The 15,044-nt window shown below is 62.9% G+C and carries 15 protein-coding genes; 11 read left to right on the plus strand and 4 right to left on the minus strand.

Annotated features, from left to right (window positions below; genetic code table 11):
- The first annotated feature begins 224 nt into the window (after nt 1–224).
- Genes coxB through P3C50_RS14510 form a run of 4 tightly spaced genes read left to right on the plus strand, consistent with a single transcriptional unit; the run spans nt 225 to nt 4,422 of the window.
- On the plus strand, nt 225–1,349 hold the full coding sequence (gene coxB / locus P3C50_RS14495) for a cytochrome c oxidase subunit II (protein WP_197857676.1): 1,125 nt from the start codon (nt 225–227) through the stop codon (nt 1,347–1,349).
- A gap of 4 nt (nt 1,350–1,353) precedes the next feature.
- Complete coding sequence (gene ctaD, locus P3C50_RS14500; protein WP_275546548.1) at nt 1,354–2,937, plus strand: cytochrome c oxidase subunit I; 1,584 nt, start codon at nt 1,354–1,356, stop codon at nt 2,935–2,937.
- Nucleotides 2,938–2,947: 10 nt separating this feature from the next.
- Nucleotides 2,948–3,514: a cytochrome c oxidase assembly protein gene (locus P3C50_RS14505; protein ID WP_275546549.1), complete on the plus strand. Its 567-nt coding sequence runs from the start codon at nt 2,948–2,950 to the stop codon at nt 3,512–3,514.
- Between the two features lie 11 nt (nt 3,515–3,525).
- A complete protein-coding gene (locus P3C50_RS14510; protein WP_275546550.1) occupies nt 3,526–4,422 on the plus strand; it encodes a cytochrome c oxidase subunit 3 in 897 nt (298 codons plus the stop codon).
- Nucleotides 4,423–4,429: 7 nt separating this feature from the next.
- Here P3C50_RS14510 and P3C50_RS14515 read toward each other — a convergent pair whose 3' ends face one another.
- Nucleotides 4,430–4,633, minus strand: coding sequence for a twin transmembrane helix small protein (locus P3C50_RS14515; protein ID WP_275546551.1), 204 nt, complete (start codon nt 4,631–4,633; stop codon nt 4,430–4,432).
- A 71-nt stretch (nt 4,634–4,704) separates the two neighbouring features.
- On the opposite strand from P3C50_RS14515, the gene P3C50_RS14520 reads away from it, so the two are divergent.
- The 5 genes from P3C50_RS14520 to P3C50_RS14540 are packed head-to-tail and all read left to right on the plus strand — an operon-like array spanning nt 4,705 to nt 8,664.
- The gene (locus P3C50_RS14520; protein WP_275546552.1) at nt 4,705–5,436 is read left to right on the plus strand and encodes an SURF1 family protein; all 732 of its coding nucleotides are present in this window, start codon (nt 4,705–4,707) and stop codon (nt 5,434–5,436) included.
- Nucleotides 5,411–5,989 carry a hypothetical protein gene (locus tag P3C50_RS14525; RefSeq protein WP_275546553.1) on the plus strand — a complete coding sequence of 193 codons (579 nt, stop codon included), beginning with the start codon at nt 5,411–5,413 and terminating at the stop codon, nt 5,987–5,989. Before P3C50_RS14520 ends, P3C50_RS14525 begins: the two co-directional genes overlap by 26 nt.
- A gap of 55 nt (nt 5,990–6,044) precedes the next feature.
- The gene (locus P3C50_RS14530; RefSeq protein ID WP_275546554.1) at nt 6,045–7,100 is read left to right on the plus strand and encodes a COX15/CtaA family protein; all 1,056 of its coding nucleotides are present in this window, start codon (nt 6,045–6,047) and stop codon (nt 7,098–7,100) included.
- A gap of 23 nt (nt 7,101–7,123) precedes the next feature.
- A complete protein-coding gene (cyoE, locus tag P3C50_RS14535) occupies nt 7,124–8,023 on the plus strand; it encodes a heme o synthase (protein WP_275546556.1) in 900 nt (299 codons plus the stop codon).
- 8 nt (nt 8,024–8,031) lie between these two features.
- Nucleotides 8,032–8,664: an SCO family protein gene (locus P3C50_RS14540; protein WP_275546557.1), complete on the plus strand. Its 633-nt coding sequence runs from the start codon at nt 8,032–8,034 to the stop codon at nt 8,662–8,664.
- Nucleotides 8,665–8,926: 262 nt separating this feature from the next.
- On the opposite strand, the gene P3C50_RS14545 is transcribed toward P3C50_RS14540, so the two are convergent.
- Both P3C50_RS14545 and P3C50_RS14550 read right to left on the minus strand, forming a co-directional pair.
- The gene (locus P3C50_RS14545; protein ID WP_275546558.1) at nt 8,927–9,877 is read right to left on the minus strand and encodes a homoserine kinase; all 951 of its coding nucleotides are present in this window, start codon (nt 9,875–9,877) and stop codon (nt 8,927–8,929) included.
- Between the two features lie 16 nt (nt 9,878–9,893).
- Nucleotides 9,894–10,178, minus strand: a complete 285-nt coding sequence (locus P3C50_RS14550; protein WP_275546559.1) for a DUF2782 domain-containing protein — start codon at nt 10,176–10,178, stop codon at nt 9,894–9,896.
- 273 nt (nt 10,179–10,451) lie between these two features.
- Here P3C50_RS14550 and polA point away from each other — a divergent pair, with 273 nt between their 5' ends.
- Nucleotides 10,452–13,247, plus strand: coding sequence for a DNA polymerase I (polA, locus tag P3C50_RS14555; protein WP_275546560.1), 2,796 nt, complete (start codon nt 10,452–10,454; stop codon nt 13,245–13,247).
- 447 nt (nt 13,248–13,694) lie between these two features.
- On the opposite strand, the gene yihA is transcribed toward polA, so the two are convergent.
- Nucleotides 13,695–14,345 (minus strand): ribosome biogenesis GTP-binding protein YihA/YsxC, encoded by a 651-nt coding sequence (gene yihA / locus P3C50_RS14560; protein WP_275546561.1) that lies wholly within the window; start codon nt 14,343–14,345, stop codon nt 13,695–13,697.
- A 384-nt stretch (nt 14,346–14,729) separates the two neighbouring features.
- Here yihA and P3C50_RS14565 point away from each other — a divergent pair, with 384 nt between their 5' ends.
- A complete protein-coding gene (locus tag P3C50_RS14565; protein ID WP_275546562.1) occupies nt 14,730–15,020 on the plus strand; it encodes a c-type cytochrome in 291 nt (96 codons plus the stop codon).
- Nucleotides 15,021–15,044: the final 24 nt, after the last annotated feature.

A 15,044-nucleotide genomic window follows, 5' to 3' on the forward strand; every position in this document is an offset into this window, starting at 1 on the left:
CGCTGGTACGTTGCGAGGTGAAAGTCGCCGTCTATACTCGATTTCGAAAGGCAGTACCTGATGGAACCGGACGGGCTCACGCACGGAGAGGTTTCGGCAGCAGTCGCCAGCAGTCGGGTGTGCTTCGTGGACAGTGAGTCCGCAGCGCATGCCCTATTGGCAGTCGATCCCTTAGCCGCAGGCTCAGCCGGCGGGATAACAAGAACAATCAAGGGGAACCCGCAATGATGCGACATCCACGAGTCTGGATGGGCCTCCTGCTGTGGCTGGCATTAGGCTCGGCGCACGCCCAGTGGACGGTCAACATGACGCCTGGTGTAACCGACGTCAGCCGCTCCGTGTTCGATCTGCACATGACCATTTTCTGGATCTGTGTGGTGATCGGCATACTGGTATTCGGCGCCATGTTCTGGTCGATGATCATGCACCGCCGCTCCACCGGCCAGGAGCCTGCGCACTTCCACGAAAGTACCACCGTCGAGATTCTCTGGACCGTCGTGCCACTGGCCATTCTGGTGGTGATGGCGATCCCGGCGACCAAGACGCTGATCGAGATCTACGACACCTCCGAGTCCGAGCTGGACATCCAGATCACCGGCTACCAGTGGAAGTGGCACTACAAGTATCTGGGCCACGACGTCGAGTTCTTCAGCAACCTGACCACACCGCGCTCGCAGATCAACAACCGCGAAGCCAAGGGTGAACACTACCTGCTGGAAGTCGACGAACCACTCGTGGTGCCGGTGGGCACCAAGGTGCGCTTCCTCATCACTGCTGCCGACGTCATCCACTCCTGGTGGGTGCCGGCGCTGGCGGTGAAGAAGGACGCCATCCCCGGCTTCATCAACGAGTCCTGGACCCGCATCGAAGAACCGGGCATCTACCGCGGCCAATGCACCGAGCTGTGTGGCAAGGACCACGGCTTCATGCCCGTGGTGGTCGAGGCCAAGTCCAAGGAGGACTTCGATGCCTGGCTGGCCGAGCGCAAGCAGGCTGCGGCTGCCGAGCGCGAGCTGACCAGCAAGGAATGGACCATGGAAGAGCTGATGGCGCGCGGCGAGAAGGCCTACAACACGGCCTGCGTCGCCTGCCACCAGGCCAACGGCGAAGGCCTGCCGCCGATGTTCCCGGCGCTCAAGGGTTCGGCCATCGCCACCGGGCCGGCCGAGGGCCACATCGACATCGTCTACAACGGCAAGCCGGGCACCTCCATGGCCGCCTTCGGCAAGCAGCTGTCGCCGGTCGACCTGGCCGCCATCATCACCTACGAGCGCAATGCCTGGGGCAACAACCTCGGTGAGATGGTCACGCCCAAGGACATTCTCGATTTCTCCAAGGCGCAGGAGTAAGGACATGAGTGCAGTGATCGATCACGGTCATACTGACCACCACCATGGCCCGGCCAAGGGTCTGATGCGCTGGGTGCTGACCACCAACCACAAGGACATCGGCACGATGTACCTGTGGTTCAGCTTCTGCATGTTTCTGCTGGGTGGCTCGATGGCGATGGTCATCCGCGCCGAGCTGTTCCAGCCGGGCCTGCAGATCGTGCAGCCGGAATTCTTCAACCAGATGACCACCATGCACGGCCTGATCATGGTCTTCGGTGCAGTGATGCCGGCCTTCGTTGGCCTCGCCAACTGGATGATCCCGCTGATGATCGGCGCGCCGGACATGGCCCTGCCACGGATGAACAACTTCAGCTTCTGGCTGTTGCCGGCGGCGTTCGGCCTGCTGGTCAGCACGCTGTTCATGGAAGGTGGCGGGCCGAACTTCGGCTGGACCTTCTATGCGCCGCTGTCGACCACCTACGGGCCGGAGAGCACCACTTTCTTCATCTTCGCGGTGCACCTGATGGGCATCAGTTCGATCATGGGGGCGATCAACGTGGTCGCCACCATCCTCAACCTGCGCGCCCCCGGCATGACCCTGATGAAGATGCCGCTGTTCGTCTGGACCTGGCTGATCACCGCCTTCCTGCTGATCGCGGTGATGCCGGTGCTGGCCGGCTGCGTGACCATGATGCTGATGGACATCCATTTCGGCACCAGCTTCTTCAACGCCGCCGGTGGCGGCGACCCGGTGCTGTTCCAGCACGTGTTCTGGTTCTTCGGCCACCCCGAGGTGTACATCATGATCCTGCCCGCCTTCGGTGCGGTCAGCTCGATCATCCCGGCCTTCGCGCGCAAGCCGCTGTTCGGCTACACCTCGATGGTCTACGCCACGGCTGCGATCGCCTTCCTGTCATTCATCGTCTGGGCGCACCACATGTTCACCGTCGGCATCCCGCTGACCGGCGAGCTGTTCTTCATGTACGCCACCATGCTGATCGCCGTGCCCACCGGGGTGAAGGTGTTCAACTGGGCCAGCACCATGTGGCAGGGCTCGATGACCTTCGAGGCGCCGATGCTGTTCTCGGTGGCCTTCGTCATCCTCTTCACCATCGGTGGTTTCTCCGGCTTGATGCTGGCCATCGCGCCGTCGGACTTCCAGTACCACGACACCTACTTCGTGGTGGCGCACTTCCACTACGTGCTGGTGCCGGGTGCGATCTTCGGCATCTTCGCCTCGGCCTACTACTGGCTGCCGAAGTGGACCGGCCACATGTACGACGAAACCCTGGCCAAGCTGCATTTCTGGATGAGTTTCATCGGCATGAACCTGGCGTTCTTCCCGATGCACTTCGTCGGCCTGGCCGGCATGCCGCGGCGTATCCCCGACTACAACATGATGTTCGCCAACTTCAACATGGTCTCCAGCATCGGCGCCTTCATGTTCGGCGCAACCCAGTTGCTGTTCCTGTTCATCGTCATCAAGTGCATCCGCAGCGGCAAGCCGGCGCCGGCCAAGCCCTGGGACGGTGCCGAAGGCCTGGAGTGGACGGTGCCGTCACCGGCGCCCTATCACACCTTCAGCACGCCGCCGGAAGTGAAATAGGAGGTCTGCCGTGAGCGAGGTCATCGCGACGCGTCGCCTGGTTACCCGTCTGCTGGTCGTGGTGGTGGTGATGTTCTGCTTCGGCATCTTCATCCTGCCGCCGTTCTACGACGCCATGTGCCGGGTCTTCGGCATCAACGGCAAGACGGCCGGGGCCTACCAGGGCGAGCAGTTGGTGGATGAGCAGCGCCAGGTGCGCGTGCAGTTTCTCGCCACCAACGCTGCCGGCATGGTCTGGGAGTTCGGACCAGAGGCCGACGAGATCCTGGTTCACCCTGGGGAGGCGCGCGACATGCTTTTCGTTGCCTACAACCCCAGCGATCACCCGATGAGCGCGCAGGCGATTCCCAGCGTATCGCCGTCGAAGGCGGCGGCCTTCTTTCACAAGACCGAGTGCTTCTGCTTCACCCAGCAGGTGCTGCAACCGGGCGAGCGCATCGAGATGCCGGTGCGCTTCATCGTCGACCGCGACCTGCCGCAGGACGTGAAGCACCTGACCCTGGGCTACACCCTGTTCGATATCACCGAACGCAAACCGCCAGTGGCTCAGGCGACCCTTGCTCGGGCGACTCCATAAGGAGAACAACAATGTCGAGTCACGAAAGTCACGAGAACTATTACGTACCGGCACAAAGCAAATGGCCCATCGTCGCCAGTGTCGGTCTGCTGGTCAGCTTCTATGGCATAGGAACCTGGTTCAACGACCTCTCGGCCAACCGGGAAAGCTCGAACGGGCCGATGATCTTCTTCGTCGGTGGGCTGATTCTGGCCTGGATGCTGTTCGGCTGGTTCGGCAACGTCATCAAGGAAAGCCGTGCCGGCCTCTACAGCGCGCAGATGGACCGCTCCTTCCGTTGGGGCATGAGCTGGTTCATCTTTTCCGAGGTGATGTTCTTCGCCGCCTTCTTCGGCGCCCTGTTCTACATCCGCATGTGGTCCGGGCCCTGGCTCGGCGGTGAGGGTGACAAGGGCGTTGCCAACATGCTCTGGGAAGGCTTCGAATACAGCTGGCCAATGCTGCAGAACCCCGACTCCAAACTGTTCCCGCCACCGAGCGGGGTGATCGACCCCTGGCATCTGCCACTGGTCAACACCATCTTGCTGGTGTCTTCCAGTTTCACCATCACCTTCGCTCACCACGCCCTGAAGAAGAACCACCGCGGCCCGCTCAAGGCCTGGCTGGCAGCGACCATCGTGCTGGCGCTGGCGTTCCTGTTCTTCCAGGTCGAGGAGTACATCGAGGCCTACACCGAGCTGGGGCTGACCCTGGGCTCGGGGATCTACGGCGCGACCTTTTTCATGCTCACCGGCTTCCACGGTGCGCACGTGACACTGGGCACCATCATTCTGATCGTGATGCTGGTACGCATCACGCGCGGGCACTTCGATGCCGATCAGCACTTCGGTTTCGAGGCCGCCGCCTGGTATTGGCACTTCGTCGACGTGGTCTGGCTCGGCCTGTTTATCTTCGTCTACGTCTTGTAGCGCAGCTTCACCAGGTGACGTGAGAAACCAGTTGCCCTGAATAGAAGCCCCAGGCGATCAGGGCAACGGTAATGGCGGTCAGGCCGACACGGACAGTCAGAGCGCCTACCACGCGGGAACCATGGCCTTCGTCCTTGACCAGGAAGAACAGGCCGCTGAACAGGCTGGCGAGCGTAGCCAGCAGCATTAGGACGATCGCGGCCTTGAGCATGCGGGACTCCGGGGGATTGAAGTGATGCAATGCAGTATAGCCAGCAACCCCGACCGTCACGGCAGGACGCAATGAGTGCCTTCCGTCCCGGTTGGCTGCCCAGCCTGCTGGTCGCCCTGCTGCTGCCGGGCCTGATCTGGCTGGGCTTCTGGCAGTTGCAGCGCGGCGAGGAGAAGCGCCAGCTGCTGGCCAGCTTCGAGGCGCGGCGTCAGGCCGAGCCGGCCAGCCTCGAGCAGCTCGAACCCGTGCGTGATCCGGCCTATCGCCGGGTCCAGCTGCGCGGGCACTTCGACGAGGAACACAGTCTTCTGCTCGATAGCCGCGTGCGCGATGGCCACGCTGGTGTCGAGTTGCTGCAACCCTTCTATGACCAGTCCAGCGGCCTCTGGGTGCTGCTTAACCGCGGCTGGTTGCCCTGGCCTGACCGCCGTACACCGCCGCAGTTCGAGACTCCCGATGGTGTGCTGCAGCTCACGGCGTGGATCTACGTCGCGCCTTCCGGCGGTCTGAATCTGCGCTCCGGCGCGGCGACCGATGGCTGGCCACGGCTCATTACTCAGGTCGAGGCCGAAAGCCTGTGGCAGCAACTGGGCCGCGGCGGGTTGCCGTTCGAGGCGCGCCTTGAACCGGGGCCAGCCAGTTACCGCGTCGATTGGCCGGTGGTGAGCATGAGCCCGAGCAAGCATCTGGGCTACGCGGTGCAATGGTTCGCCCTGGCCGCCGCGCTGCTTGGCCTGTTCATCTATCTCGGAATTCACAACGCACGGGAGAGCCGTCATGAACCCAGCCATCGCCATGCCTGAGGCGCCGCGCAAGGGGCGTGGTCGCCTGCAGTTGCTGCTGATCCTGGCCATTGCCATCGGCCCGATGTTTCTCGCCAGTGCCATGTACCAGTGGCGCTTCTGGGTGCCGGAGACGCGCAGCTACCACGGCGTGCTGATCGGCGACGGCCGCACCCTGGCCGACCTCGGCGTCCAGGGTGAGGTCGAGCCCGGTTGGCAGATTCTGGTGACGGCACCGGGCGCGTGCGAAGCGGACTGTCAGCAGTTGGTTTACCTGGCGCGGCAGATCCAGATCGGCCTCAACCGCGAGACGTCCCGCGCCAGCCACGGTCTTGCGCTGGCCGAGCCGCTGACCGCCGATTACGACGCCACGCTCAAGCGCGAGTACCCGCAACTGGGACGCTACCGGCTGGATCTGCGGGCCTATGACAAGGCCGCCGAGGCGGTGCCCGGTGCGCAGCTGTGGCTGGTCGACCCGCACGGCAATCTGGTGCTGCGTTATCCGGCCGGCAGCAACGGCAAGGCGATTCTCGATGATCTGCGCTATCTGCTGAAAATTTCCCTGATCGGCTGACGCTGCGCTCTGTCCATATCGACAGCGCGCCAAGCCCCGTGCCCAAGGAGTCGACATGCACAAGCCCGGTTACCGTCTAGCGTTGTTCGCGACCCTACTGACCGTGGTGGTGGTGCTGCTAGGTGCCTACACCCGCCTGACCCATGCCGGCCTGGGTTGCCCGGATTGGCCGGGTTGCTATGGTTTTCTCGGCGTTCCGATGAGCGAGCACAAGCAGGCCATCGCCGAGGCGCGCTTTCCCGAGGCACCGGTGGAGGTCGCCAAGGGCTGGTACGAGATGATCCACCGCTACTTCGCCGGTGCGCTCGGGCTGGTGATCCTGATCATCGCTATCCAGGCCGTGCGCCGTCGTGAGGAGCCGACGCAACCCGTCAAACTGCCGCTGGCGATCCTGGCGCTGGTGATCCTGCAGGGCGCCTTCGGTATGTGGACGGTCACCCTGCAGCTCTGGCCGCAGGTGGTCACCGCCCATCTGCTCGGCGGCTTCGCCACCTTGAGCCTGCTCACCTTGCTCACCTTGCGCCTGTCGGGGCGCTTCGCCCCGCTGCAAATACCGGGGCGCCTGCGTGCACTGGCGGCTGCCTGCCTGCTGCTGGTGATCGGGCAGATCGCCCTCGGCGGCTGGGTCAGCTCCAACTATGCCGCGGTCGCCTGTGTCGACCTGCCCACCTGCCATGGCGAGTGGTGGCCGGCGATGGACTTCGGCAAGGGCTTTCATCTCACCCAGCATATCGGCCCCAACTACCTGGGCGGGCAACTCGACAGCGATGCGCGCACCGCCATTCACATGAGCCATCGTATCGGCGCGCTGCTGGTAACGCTGGCGCTGTTGGTGCTGGCCTGGCGGCTGCGCGCGGCCGGGCTGCCGCGCCTAGCCGGTCTGCTGCTGCTGGCGCTGGCCGCGCAGGTCAGCCTGGGCATCAGCAACGTGATCTTCCACCTGCCGCTGCTGGTGGCGGTGGCGCACAACGCTGGTGGCGCAGCCCTGCTGCTGACCATGGTGCTGATCAACTATCGCCTGCGGAGCGCTTCTGCGACGACTTGTAAAACATCCGATCTGGCGGACAGGCGCACGACGCTCGTTTCCAGCGGTCTGGTTCAAGGCCGGTAAATAACGAATCAGGGAGAAATGCCATGGCGACAATGCTGCGCACCCACTCCGAACGCGCCACCTGGCGCGATTATCTGGAGCTGACCAAGCCAAGGGTGGTGATGCTGATGCTGATCACCTCGCTGGTCGGCATGTTCCTCGCCACCCGTGCAGGCGTGCCCTGGACCGTGCTGCTGTTCGGCAACCTCGGTATTGGCCTGTGCGCTGGCGCGGCGGCTGCGGTCAATCATGTGGTGGACCGGCGCATCGACTCGATCATGGCGCGTACGCACAAGCGTCCGGTCACGGCTGGGCGCGTTTCGCCGGTGGCGGCGCTGACTTTCGCCCTGGCTCTGGCCATTGCCGGCATGAGCCTGCTGATGGTGTTCACCAACGAACTGGCCGCCTGGCTGACGCTGGCTTCGCTACTCGGTTACGCAGTGATCTACACCGGCTTTCTCAAACGTGCGACGCCGCAGAATATCGTCATCGGCGGCCTGGCGGGCGCTGCGCCGCCGCTGCTGGGCTGGGTCGCTGTCACCGGTCACCTGAGTGCCGAGCCGCTGCTGCTGGTGCTGATCATCTTCGCCTGGACGCCGCCGCATTTCTGGGCCCTGGCCATCCACCGCAAGGAAGAATACGCCAAGGCCGACATCCCCATGCTGCCGGTGACCCACGGTGAGCACTACACCAAGGTGCATATCCTGCTTTACACCCTGGTGATGTTCGCGGTAACCCTGCTGCCTTACGCCATCCACATGAGCGGCCCGCTGTACCTGGGCTGCGCTGTGCTGCTGGGCGGCCGCTTCCTGCACTGGGCCTGGGTGCTGTACCGTGACAGTAAACCGCACGCCGCGATCAACACCTTCAAGTACAGTATCTGGTATCTGTTCCTGCTGTTTATCGCTTTGCTGGCGGATCACTATCTGTTGCTGAATATTTAAGGCTCTTCATGACGCGTACCCACACAACGGTTTTCGTTCTTGTCGCCATCGTCGCCCTGGTGCTGGGGCTAACCGTCAACAAGGTGCTCAGCAGCAAGAGCCAGGGCGACCCGGCTGCGTTGCTCGATGCCGGTATCGTCCTGCTGCCGCAGAACCGCAGCCTGCCGGCGCTGACCCTGGTCGATCAGGACGGCAAGGAAGTCGCGGTCGATCAGCTCAAGGGCGACTGGAAGCTGCTGTTCTTCGGCTACACCTTCTGCCCGGACATCTGCCCGGCCACCCTCGCCCAACTGCGCCAGCTGCAGACGCAATTGTCCGATGAAACGCGCGCGCGGCTTGAGGTAGTGATGGTCAGCGTCGACCCGCACCGCGATACGCCGGAGCAGTTGAGCAAGTACCTGGGCTTCTTCAATGCGGGCTTCAAGGGCCTGACCGGCGAAGAGGAAACCCTGCAGAAGTTCGCCAACTCGGTGAGCATCCCCTACATCCCGGCCGACACCAGCAAGGAAAACTACACCGTCGATCACAGCGGCAACCTGGTGATCATCGGCCCGGATGGCACCCAGCGCGGCTTCATCCGCGCGCCGATCAACAATGCCAAGCTGGCCGAACAACTGCCGGGCCTGGTTTCGGGTAGCTGATCCGCTGGGGTGCGCTTACGCACCGCTATTACCATCATTTCCCGGATTTCATCCGGGCTACGGCCCGACGCAGACCCGTAGGGTGGGTTAGCGGCGCAAAGCACCGGCCGCATAAACGCAACTGAACTTGGCGCGCCGCGTAACCCACCAGGCAGTGGATGGCGCTGCGCCGACGGTGGGTTACGCCGCCGTAGGAACAGAGAGAGTTATTCAGCAATGCGTTACAGGTGGCTAACTCATCCTACGAAACGCGTCGATCCCACTACAGCGCGAACGGCAGCGGCAGATCGACCTGCTGGCGCTGCGCCAGGCGCCGCTGGAACTCGGCTGGATCATGAATCAGCACTTCCTGCCCGGCGAACGACTCGGCGGCGATCAGGCGTGACAGCCAAAAGCGCACGCAGGCCACGCGCAGCATGGCCGGCCACAGCTCCGCTTCGGCCGCGCTGAACGGCCGCAGCGCCGCATAGGCGCCGAGCAGCGCACGGGCGCGAGTGCCATCGAGGCCGCCATCTTCGTGCGAACACCAGTCGTTGAGGGTGATCGCCAAGTCATAGAGCATCGGCCCGGAGCAGGCGTTGTAGAAGTCGATCACCCCGGCCAGATGGTTGCCGTCGAACAGCACGTTGTCGCGGAACAGATCGGCATGCAGGTTCGCCCGCGGCAGAGCGAGGATGCGCGGTTTCAGCTCGGCGATCTCGGCCAGTGCATCACGCAGCAGCGGCAACGCCTGCTCGTCGAGTTTCAGGGCCTGGCTCGGACCTTCGGCGAGCATCCAGTCCAGACCGCGGTCGCTGCGGCGTTCGATGGGCGTATCACGCGTGGCCAGGTGAATCCGCGCCAGCAGGCTGCCCACCTCCTGGCAGTGGTGGGCGTTGGCCTCGCGCACATGCTTGCCGGAAAGGCGCGGCTGCAACAGCGCCGGTTTTTCCGCCAGGCTGCGCAGTGCCGCGCCGTCCTGCGTGCGCAGGGCGTAGGGCACCGGCAGGCCGGCGTCGTGGAGCACGTCGAGCAGTTCGATGAAAAATGGCAGGTCGGCCACCGGGCCGCGTTCGACCAGGGTCAGGACGTACTCGCCCTGTTCCAGGCTGACGAAGAAGTTGCTGTTTTCGCTACCCGCAGCAATGCCCTGGAAGTCACGCAACCGCCCAAGCCCGTAGGGCGCCAGGAAGACTTCGAGCTGATGACGCTCCAGGGGGGTGAATACCGACATATCAGACCTTAATCGCTTACCAGCTAAAGATTTCCCACGAAGGGATCAGCATGTCCGGATCGTCCGAACGTACGAAGTTGCCGTCGCTGCCATCGGCGCGAACGAGAAAGTAGGGTTTGCCGTTCTTCGGGATGACCTTGATGGCATAAAGGAAGCCATTGACCCGGTATTCCTGAATGGTGCGGTCGCCGTCCTGGCGAATGGTCACATCCGGGTCGCCCGAAACCGGGTCATCGGCATGCGCGGCAAGCGGAAGACAGGCCAGCAGGCCGACCAGCAAAAGGCGATTCAATGTACCCATGATAACCTTGCTCCTTAATATTCACCGATGCAGCCATTCTAACAGGCTGCTGAAAAACTACCTGCGTTGCCATTGCTGCGTTAAAAGCAGGCTCGGAATGCTCATTTACAGCTCGTAAACTGCGCTTCCTCGCCTGTTTGATTCGCTGGCGCTCACCCTTCGGGCCAGCCTTTGGCTGTTACTCCCGTTGGTCGTTGCGCCTTGCACTGGCTGCCTCGCCTACGTTTTTCAACTACCTGTTAGCTGCACCCGCCGAAAAGGTTGATCCCGCGCATGAGCCAAGCTCCCCTCGTTCTGGTCGACGGTTCCTCGTACCTGTACCGCGCCTTCCACGCCCTGCCGCCGCTGACCACCTCCAGGGGCATGCCCACCGGAGCGGTAAAGGGCGTGCTGAACATGCTCAAGAGCCTGCGCAAGCAGTACCCGAACAGCCCGTTCGCCGTGGTCTTCGACGCCAAGGGCGGCACTTTCCGTGACGAGCTGTTCGCCGAATACAAGGCCAATCGCCCGTCCATGCCGGACGAACTGCGGGTGCAGGTCGAGCCGCTGCATGCCAGCGTGCGTGCCCTTGGCCTGCCGCTGCTGTGCGTCGAAGGCGTGGAAGCCGATGACGTGATCGGCACCCTGGCCCGCCAGGCCGCCGGCGAAGGTTGTGACGTGGTGATTTCCACCGGTGACAAGGACATGGCGCAACTGGTCTGCCCGCACGTTACGCTGGTCAACACCATGACCGGAAGCGTGTACGACATCGATGGCGTGAAAGGGAAATTCGGCGTCGGCCCTGAGCTGATCATCGACTACCTGGCGCTGATGGGCGACAAGGTCGACAACATTCCCGGCGTACCGGGCGTGGGCGAAAAAACCGCGCTCGGCCTGCTGGTCGGGGTCGGCGGTGGCCTCGATGTGCTCTACGCCAACCTCGATAAGATTCCCGAGTTGCCGATTCGCGGCGCCAAGAGCCTGCCGGCCAAGCTCGAGGAACACCGCGACATGGCTTATCTGTCGTATCAGCTGGCGACCATCAAGACCGACGTGCCATTGAACATCGCCATCGATTCGCTGCATCCCGGCGAGCCGGACCTTGCCGCCCTGGTCGAACTGTACGGTCAGCTGGAATTCAAGAACTGGCTCGACGACTTGCTGCGCCAGAACAAGGCGCTGGCGGCCAAGACAGTGGCCCCTGCCGGCGACCTGTTCGCCGAGCCGGCCAGCGAGGCCGTCGAAGAAGCGGCCGAGCCTGCGCCAGCCAGCGCCGGTGACTACCAGCTGGTGCTGGAGCAGGCGCAGTTCGATGAGTGGCTGAAGAAACTGGAGCAGGCCGAGCTGATCGCCTTTGACAGTGAGACCACCAGCCTCGATGCCCAGCAGGCGCAACTGGTCGGTCTGTCCTTCGCGGTCAAGGCCGGTGAGGCTGCCTACGTGCCGCTGGCGCACAGTTACATGGGCGTGCCGCAGCAGCTCGATCGCGATGCGGTGCTCGAGGCGCTCAAACCGATCTTCGAAGACCCGGCCAAGGCCAAGGTCGGCCAGCACGCCAAGTACGACATCAACGTCCTGGCCAACGCCAGCACACCGATCACGGTGCAGGGCGTGGCCTTCGACACTATGCTCGAATCCTACGTGCTGGACTCCACCGCCACCCGTCACGACATGGACAGCCTGGCGTTGAAGTACCTGAATCACAGCACCATTCGCTTCGAGGACATCGCCGGCAAGGGCGCCAAGCAGCTGACCTTCGATCAGATCGCCCTGGAACAGGCCGGCCCCTATGCCGCCGAAGACGCCGACGTGACCCTGCGCCTGCACCAGGAGTTGTGGCGCCGCCTCGAAGCCGTGCCGTCCCTGGCCAAGGTGCTGCGCGAAATCGAAATTCCGCTTATGCCGGTGCTGGCGCGCATCGAGCGCAACGGCGCGCTGGTCGATGCCAAGCTGCTCGGCGAGCAGAGCGTCGAGCTGGGCGAGAAACTGGTGGAGCTGGAGCGCAAGGCCTTCGAGATCGCCGGCGAGCCGTTCAATCTGTCCTCACCCAAGCAACTGGGCGTGATCCTCTACGAGAAACTCGGCTACCCGGTGATCAGCAAGACTGCCAAGGGCCAGCCCTCCACCGCCGAGGCGGTGCTCGCCGAACTCGCCGAGCAGGATTTCGAGTTGCCCAAGGTGCTGATGCAGTACCGCAGCTTAAGCAAGCTCAAGAGCACCTACACCGACAAGCTGCCGGAGCAGATCAACCCGCGTACCGGGCGCATTCACACCAGCTACCATCAGGCGGTGGCCGCCACTGGCCGGCTGTCGTCGAGCGACCCTAACCTGCAGAACATCCCGATCCGCACCGCCGAGGGGCGGCGCATCCGCCAGGCCTTCGTCGCGCCCCAGGGCTACAAGCTGATGGCGGCGGACTACTCGCAGATCGAGCTGCGCATCATGGCCCACCTGGCCAAGGACGAAGGGCTATTGAGTGCGTTCCGCGACGATCTGGACGTGCACAAGGCCACGGCCGCCGAGGTATTCGGTGTGGCGCTGGAGGAGGTGACCAGCGATCAGCGACGCAAGGCCAAGGCCATCAACTTCGGCCTGATCTACGGCATGAGCGCCTTCGGTCTGGCCAAGCAGATCGACGTCGAGCGCAAGGAGGCGCAGGCCTATATCGACCGCTACTTCGCCCGTTATCCAGGCGTGCTGACCTATATGGAGCGCACGCGCGCCCAGGCTGCCGAGCAGGGCTATGTGGAGACGGTCTACGGCCGTCGCCTGTACCTGCCGGAAATCCATGCGCAGAACCAGGCGATGCGCAAGGGCGCCGAGCGTGCGGCAATCAACGCGCCGATGCAGGGCACTGCAGCGGACATCATCAAGCGCGCGATGATCGCTGTGGATGGCTGGTTGCAGGAGAGCACCATCGATGCGCGCATCATCATGCAGGTGCACGATGAACTTGTACTGGAGGTGCGCGAGGAGCTGGTCGATGAGGTTGGTGCCAAACTCAAGAGCCTGATGAGTGGCGCCTCCGATCTGGACGTGCCGTTACTGGTGGAAGTAGGCGTTGGTACCAATTGGGACGAAGCACACTAAGCCAGGCAGCGCCGCGGCGTGCAGCCGCGGCCGCTCTGGCTTAGGGGTTTGAGGAATCAAAAGACACTTTCTTATGGCAAATGGTTTTTAGGGCGCCGATGAACTTTCCCCAAACCCGTCCGGTCAGAGTTCATGAATGGCCGTTGAGGCCTTCATGCTCCTTTGTTGTGTTAAGTGTTGGCAGACATCTGAACCCCGCCCTAGCGGTTCAGACCTTGGACCCCGAACTTCTCCCTCCCCATACGAAGCTCGGGGTTTTTTTTGCCCATAAAAAAGTGCCGCTCGCGGCCATCTGATGACCCTCGCCCGCTTGCGGGAGAGGGTGCCCGAAGGGCGGGAGAGGGCGCTTTTGACGCACTTTCAAGTCAAAACGGCGGCGGCTGCTCCGGGTGCGCCGCGCGCACCGAATACTATCTCTGATCTCGGTGCGCATAGCGCACCTAAGCTTCACGCTTCCTCTTGAGTTTCCTCACCCTCTTCCGGCAACAGATCCAGCCAACCGGCCAGCACCATCTGCGCCTCTTCCACGCCCATGCGCTTGGGCGCCGAGAACAACTGGATGCTGATGCCTTCGCCCCACTGCTTGCGAATGTCCTGACGCACCTTGAGTAGGGCGTTCTTCGCCGCGCCGAAGGCCAGTTTGTCTGCTTTCGTCAGCAGGATATGCAGCGGCATGCCGCTGGCCACCGACCAATCCAACATCATGCAATCGAATTCGGTCAGCGGATGGCGAATATCCATCATCAGCACCAGACCGCACAGGCTTTCGCGACTGCCCAGGTACGCTTCCAGATGTTTCTGCCAGTGCTGCTTGAGCGGGATCGGCACCTTGGCGTAGCCGTAGCCGGGCAGGTCCACCAGGCGGCGTTCGTCATCCAGGCGGAAGAAGTTGAGCAACTGCGTGCGCCCCGGCGTCTTCGAGGTGCGCGCCAGGCTGGCATGGGTCAGGGTGTTCAGCGCGCTCGACTTGCCCGCGTTGGAACGGCCGGCGAAGGCGACTTCCAGACCGCTGTCCTCGGGGCACTGGTCGACCTTGGCGGCACTGATGAGGAAGCTGGCCTGCTGGCACAGACCGATGATGGGATTCTTCGGGAGCATGGAGGGTATCCGGTGGTTGCCTCGATTCCGTGAGAGGGTGCCTACAAATTGCTGCGCTTGACCATGCTGCGTTGGAACCAGCCTCAAAATGCTCATGTACCACTCGTACATTCCGCTTTCTCGGCTGCCTCCGCCTTGCCTGACCTTCGCTCGCTGCTTTGTAGCTACCCCTCTGGCGGCTCGAGGGCTTGCGACATTTCCGCGCACCTGCTGCACGCCAGGTGGCGTGGCAAGCGGCGTCGTTTCCGTTTCAGCGTTGCCAGTATATAATGCCGCAGATTTTGTGTGCGCTTTGTCCCACCCGCAGGAACCCGATTGCCGGGAGCGATTACATCTCTGCTCGATAGAAAGCAGGACGCTTCCAACCCTGATGAGGTTGATCTGATGAAGAAAATGCTGCTCGCAGCCGCCGTCATGACTCTGTCGTTAAACGGCTATGCTGCTCAGGATCCGCAAGCGGTGTACGACCGCTCCTGTGGCGTATGCCACAACGGCCAGATCCCCACGGCGCCCAAGAAGGGCGACAAGGCCGCTTGGGAACCACGCCTGGCCAAGGGCATGGATACACTGGTGCAGAGCGTCACCAATGGTTTGAATGCCATGCCGCCGCGCGGCCTGTGCATGGACTGCACGGCCGAGGATTACCAGGCGGTCATCAAGTTGATGACCGAATGAGTAAGCCCAGCCGATAACCCTTTC

Source organism: Pseudomonas sp. Marseille-Q0931 (genome assembly GCF_940789645.1).
In the GTDB taxonomy this organism is placed as follows: domain Bacteria; phylum Pseudomonadota; class Gammaproteobacteria; order Pseudomonadales; family Pseudomonadaceae; genus Aquipseudomonas.

Bases quoted from the DNA above. Each gene is read 5' to 3' on its own strand.
- coxB (WP_197857676.1), top strand. From the start codon at position 225: ATGATGCGACATCCACGAGTCTGGATGGGCCTCCTGCTGTGGCTGGCA.
- ctaD (WP_275546548.1), top strand. From the start codon at position 1,354: ATGAGTGCAGTGATCGATCACGGTCATACTGACCACCACCATGGCCCG.
- P3C50_RS14510 (WP_275546550.1), top strand. From the start codon at position 3,526: ATGTCGAGTCACGAAAGTCACGAGAACTATTACGTACCGGCACAAAGC.
- P3C50_RS14515 (WP_275546551.1), bottom strand. From the start codon at position 4,633: ATGCTCAAGGCCGCGATCGTCCTAATGCTGCTGGCTACGCTCGCCAGC.
- P3C50_RS14520 (WP_275546552.1), top strand. From the start codon at position 4,705: ATGAGTGCCTTCCGTCCCGGTTGGCTGCCCAGCCTGCTGGTCGCCCTG.
- P3C50_RS14525 (WP_275546553.1), top strand. From the start codon at position 5,411: ATGAACCCAGCCATCGCCATGCCTGAGGCGCCGCGCAAGGGGCGTGGT.
- P3C50_RS14530 (WP_275546554.1), top strand. From the start codon at position 6,045: ATGCACAAGCCCGGTTACCGTCTAGCGTTGTTCGCGACCCTACTGACC.
- cyoE (WP_275546556.1), top strand. From the start codon at position 7,124: ATGGCGACAATGCTGCGCACCCACTCCGAACGCGCCACCTGGCGCGAT.
- P3C50_RS14540 (WP_275546557.1), top strand. From the start codon at position 8,032: ATGACGCGTACCCACACAACGGTTTTCGTTCTTGTCGCCATCGTCGCC.
- P3C50_RS14545 (WP_275546558.1), bottom strand. From the start codon at position 9,877: ATGTCGGTATTCACCCCCCTGGAGCGTCATCAGCTCGAAGTCTTCCTG.
- P3C50_RS14550 (WP_275546559.1), bottom strand. From the start codon at position 10,178: ATGGGTACATTGAATCGCCTTTTGCTGGTCGGCCTGCTGGCCTGTCTT.
- polA (WP_275546560.1), top strand. From the start codon at position 10,452: ATGAGCCAAGCTCCCCTCGTTCTGGTCGACGGTTCCTCGTACCTGTAC.
- yihA (WP_275546561.1), bottom strand. From the start codon at position 14,345: ATGCTCCCGAAGAATCCCATCATCGGTCTGTGCCAGCAGGCCAGCTTC.
- P3C50_RS14565 (WP_275546562.1), top strand. From the start codon at position 14,730: ATGAAGAAAATGCTGCTCGCAGCCGCCGTCATGACTCTGTCGTTAAAC.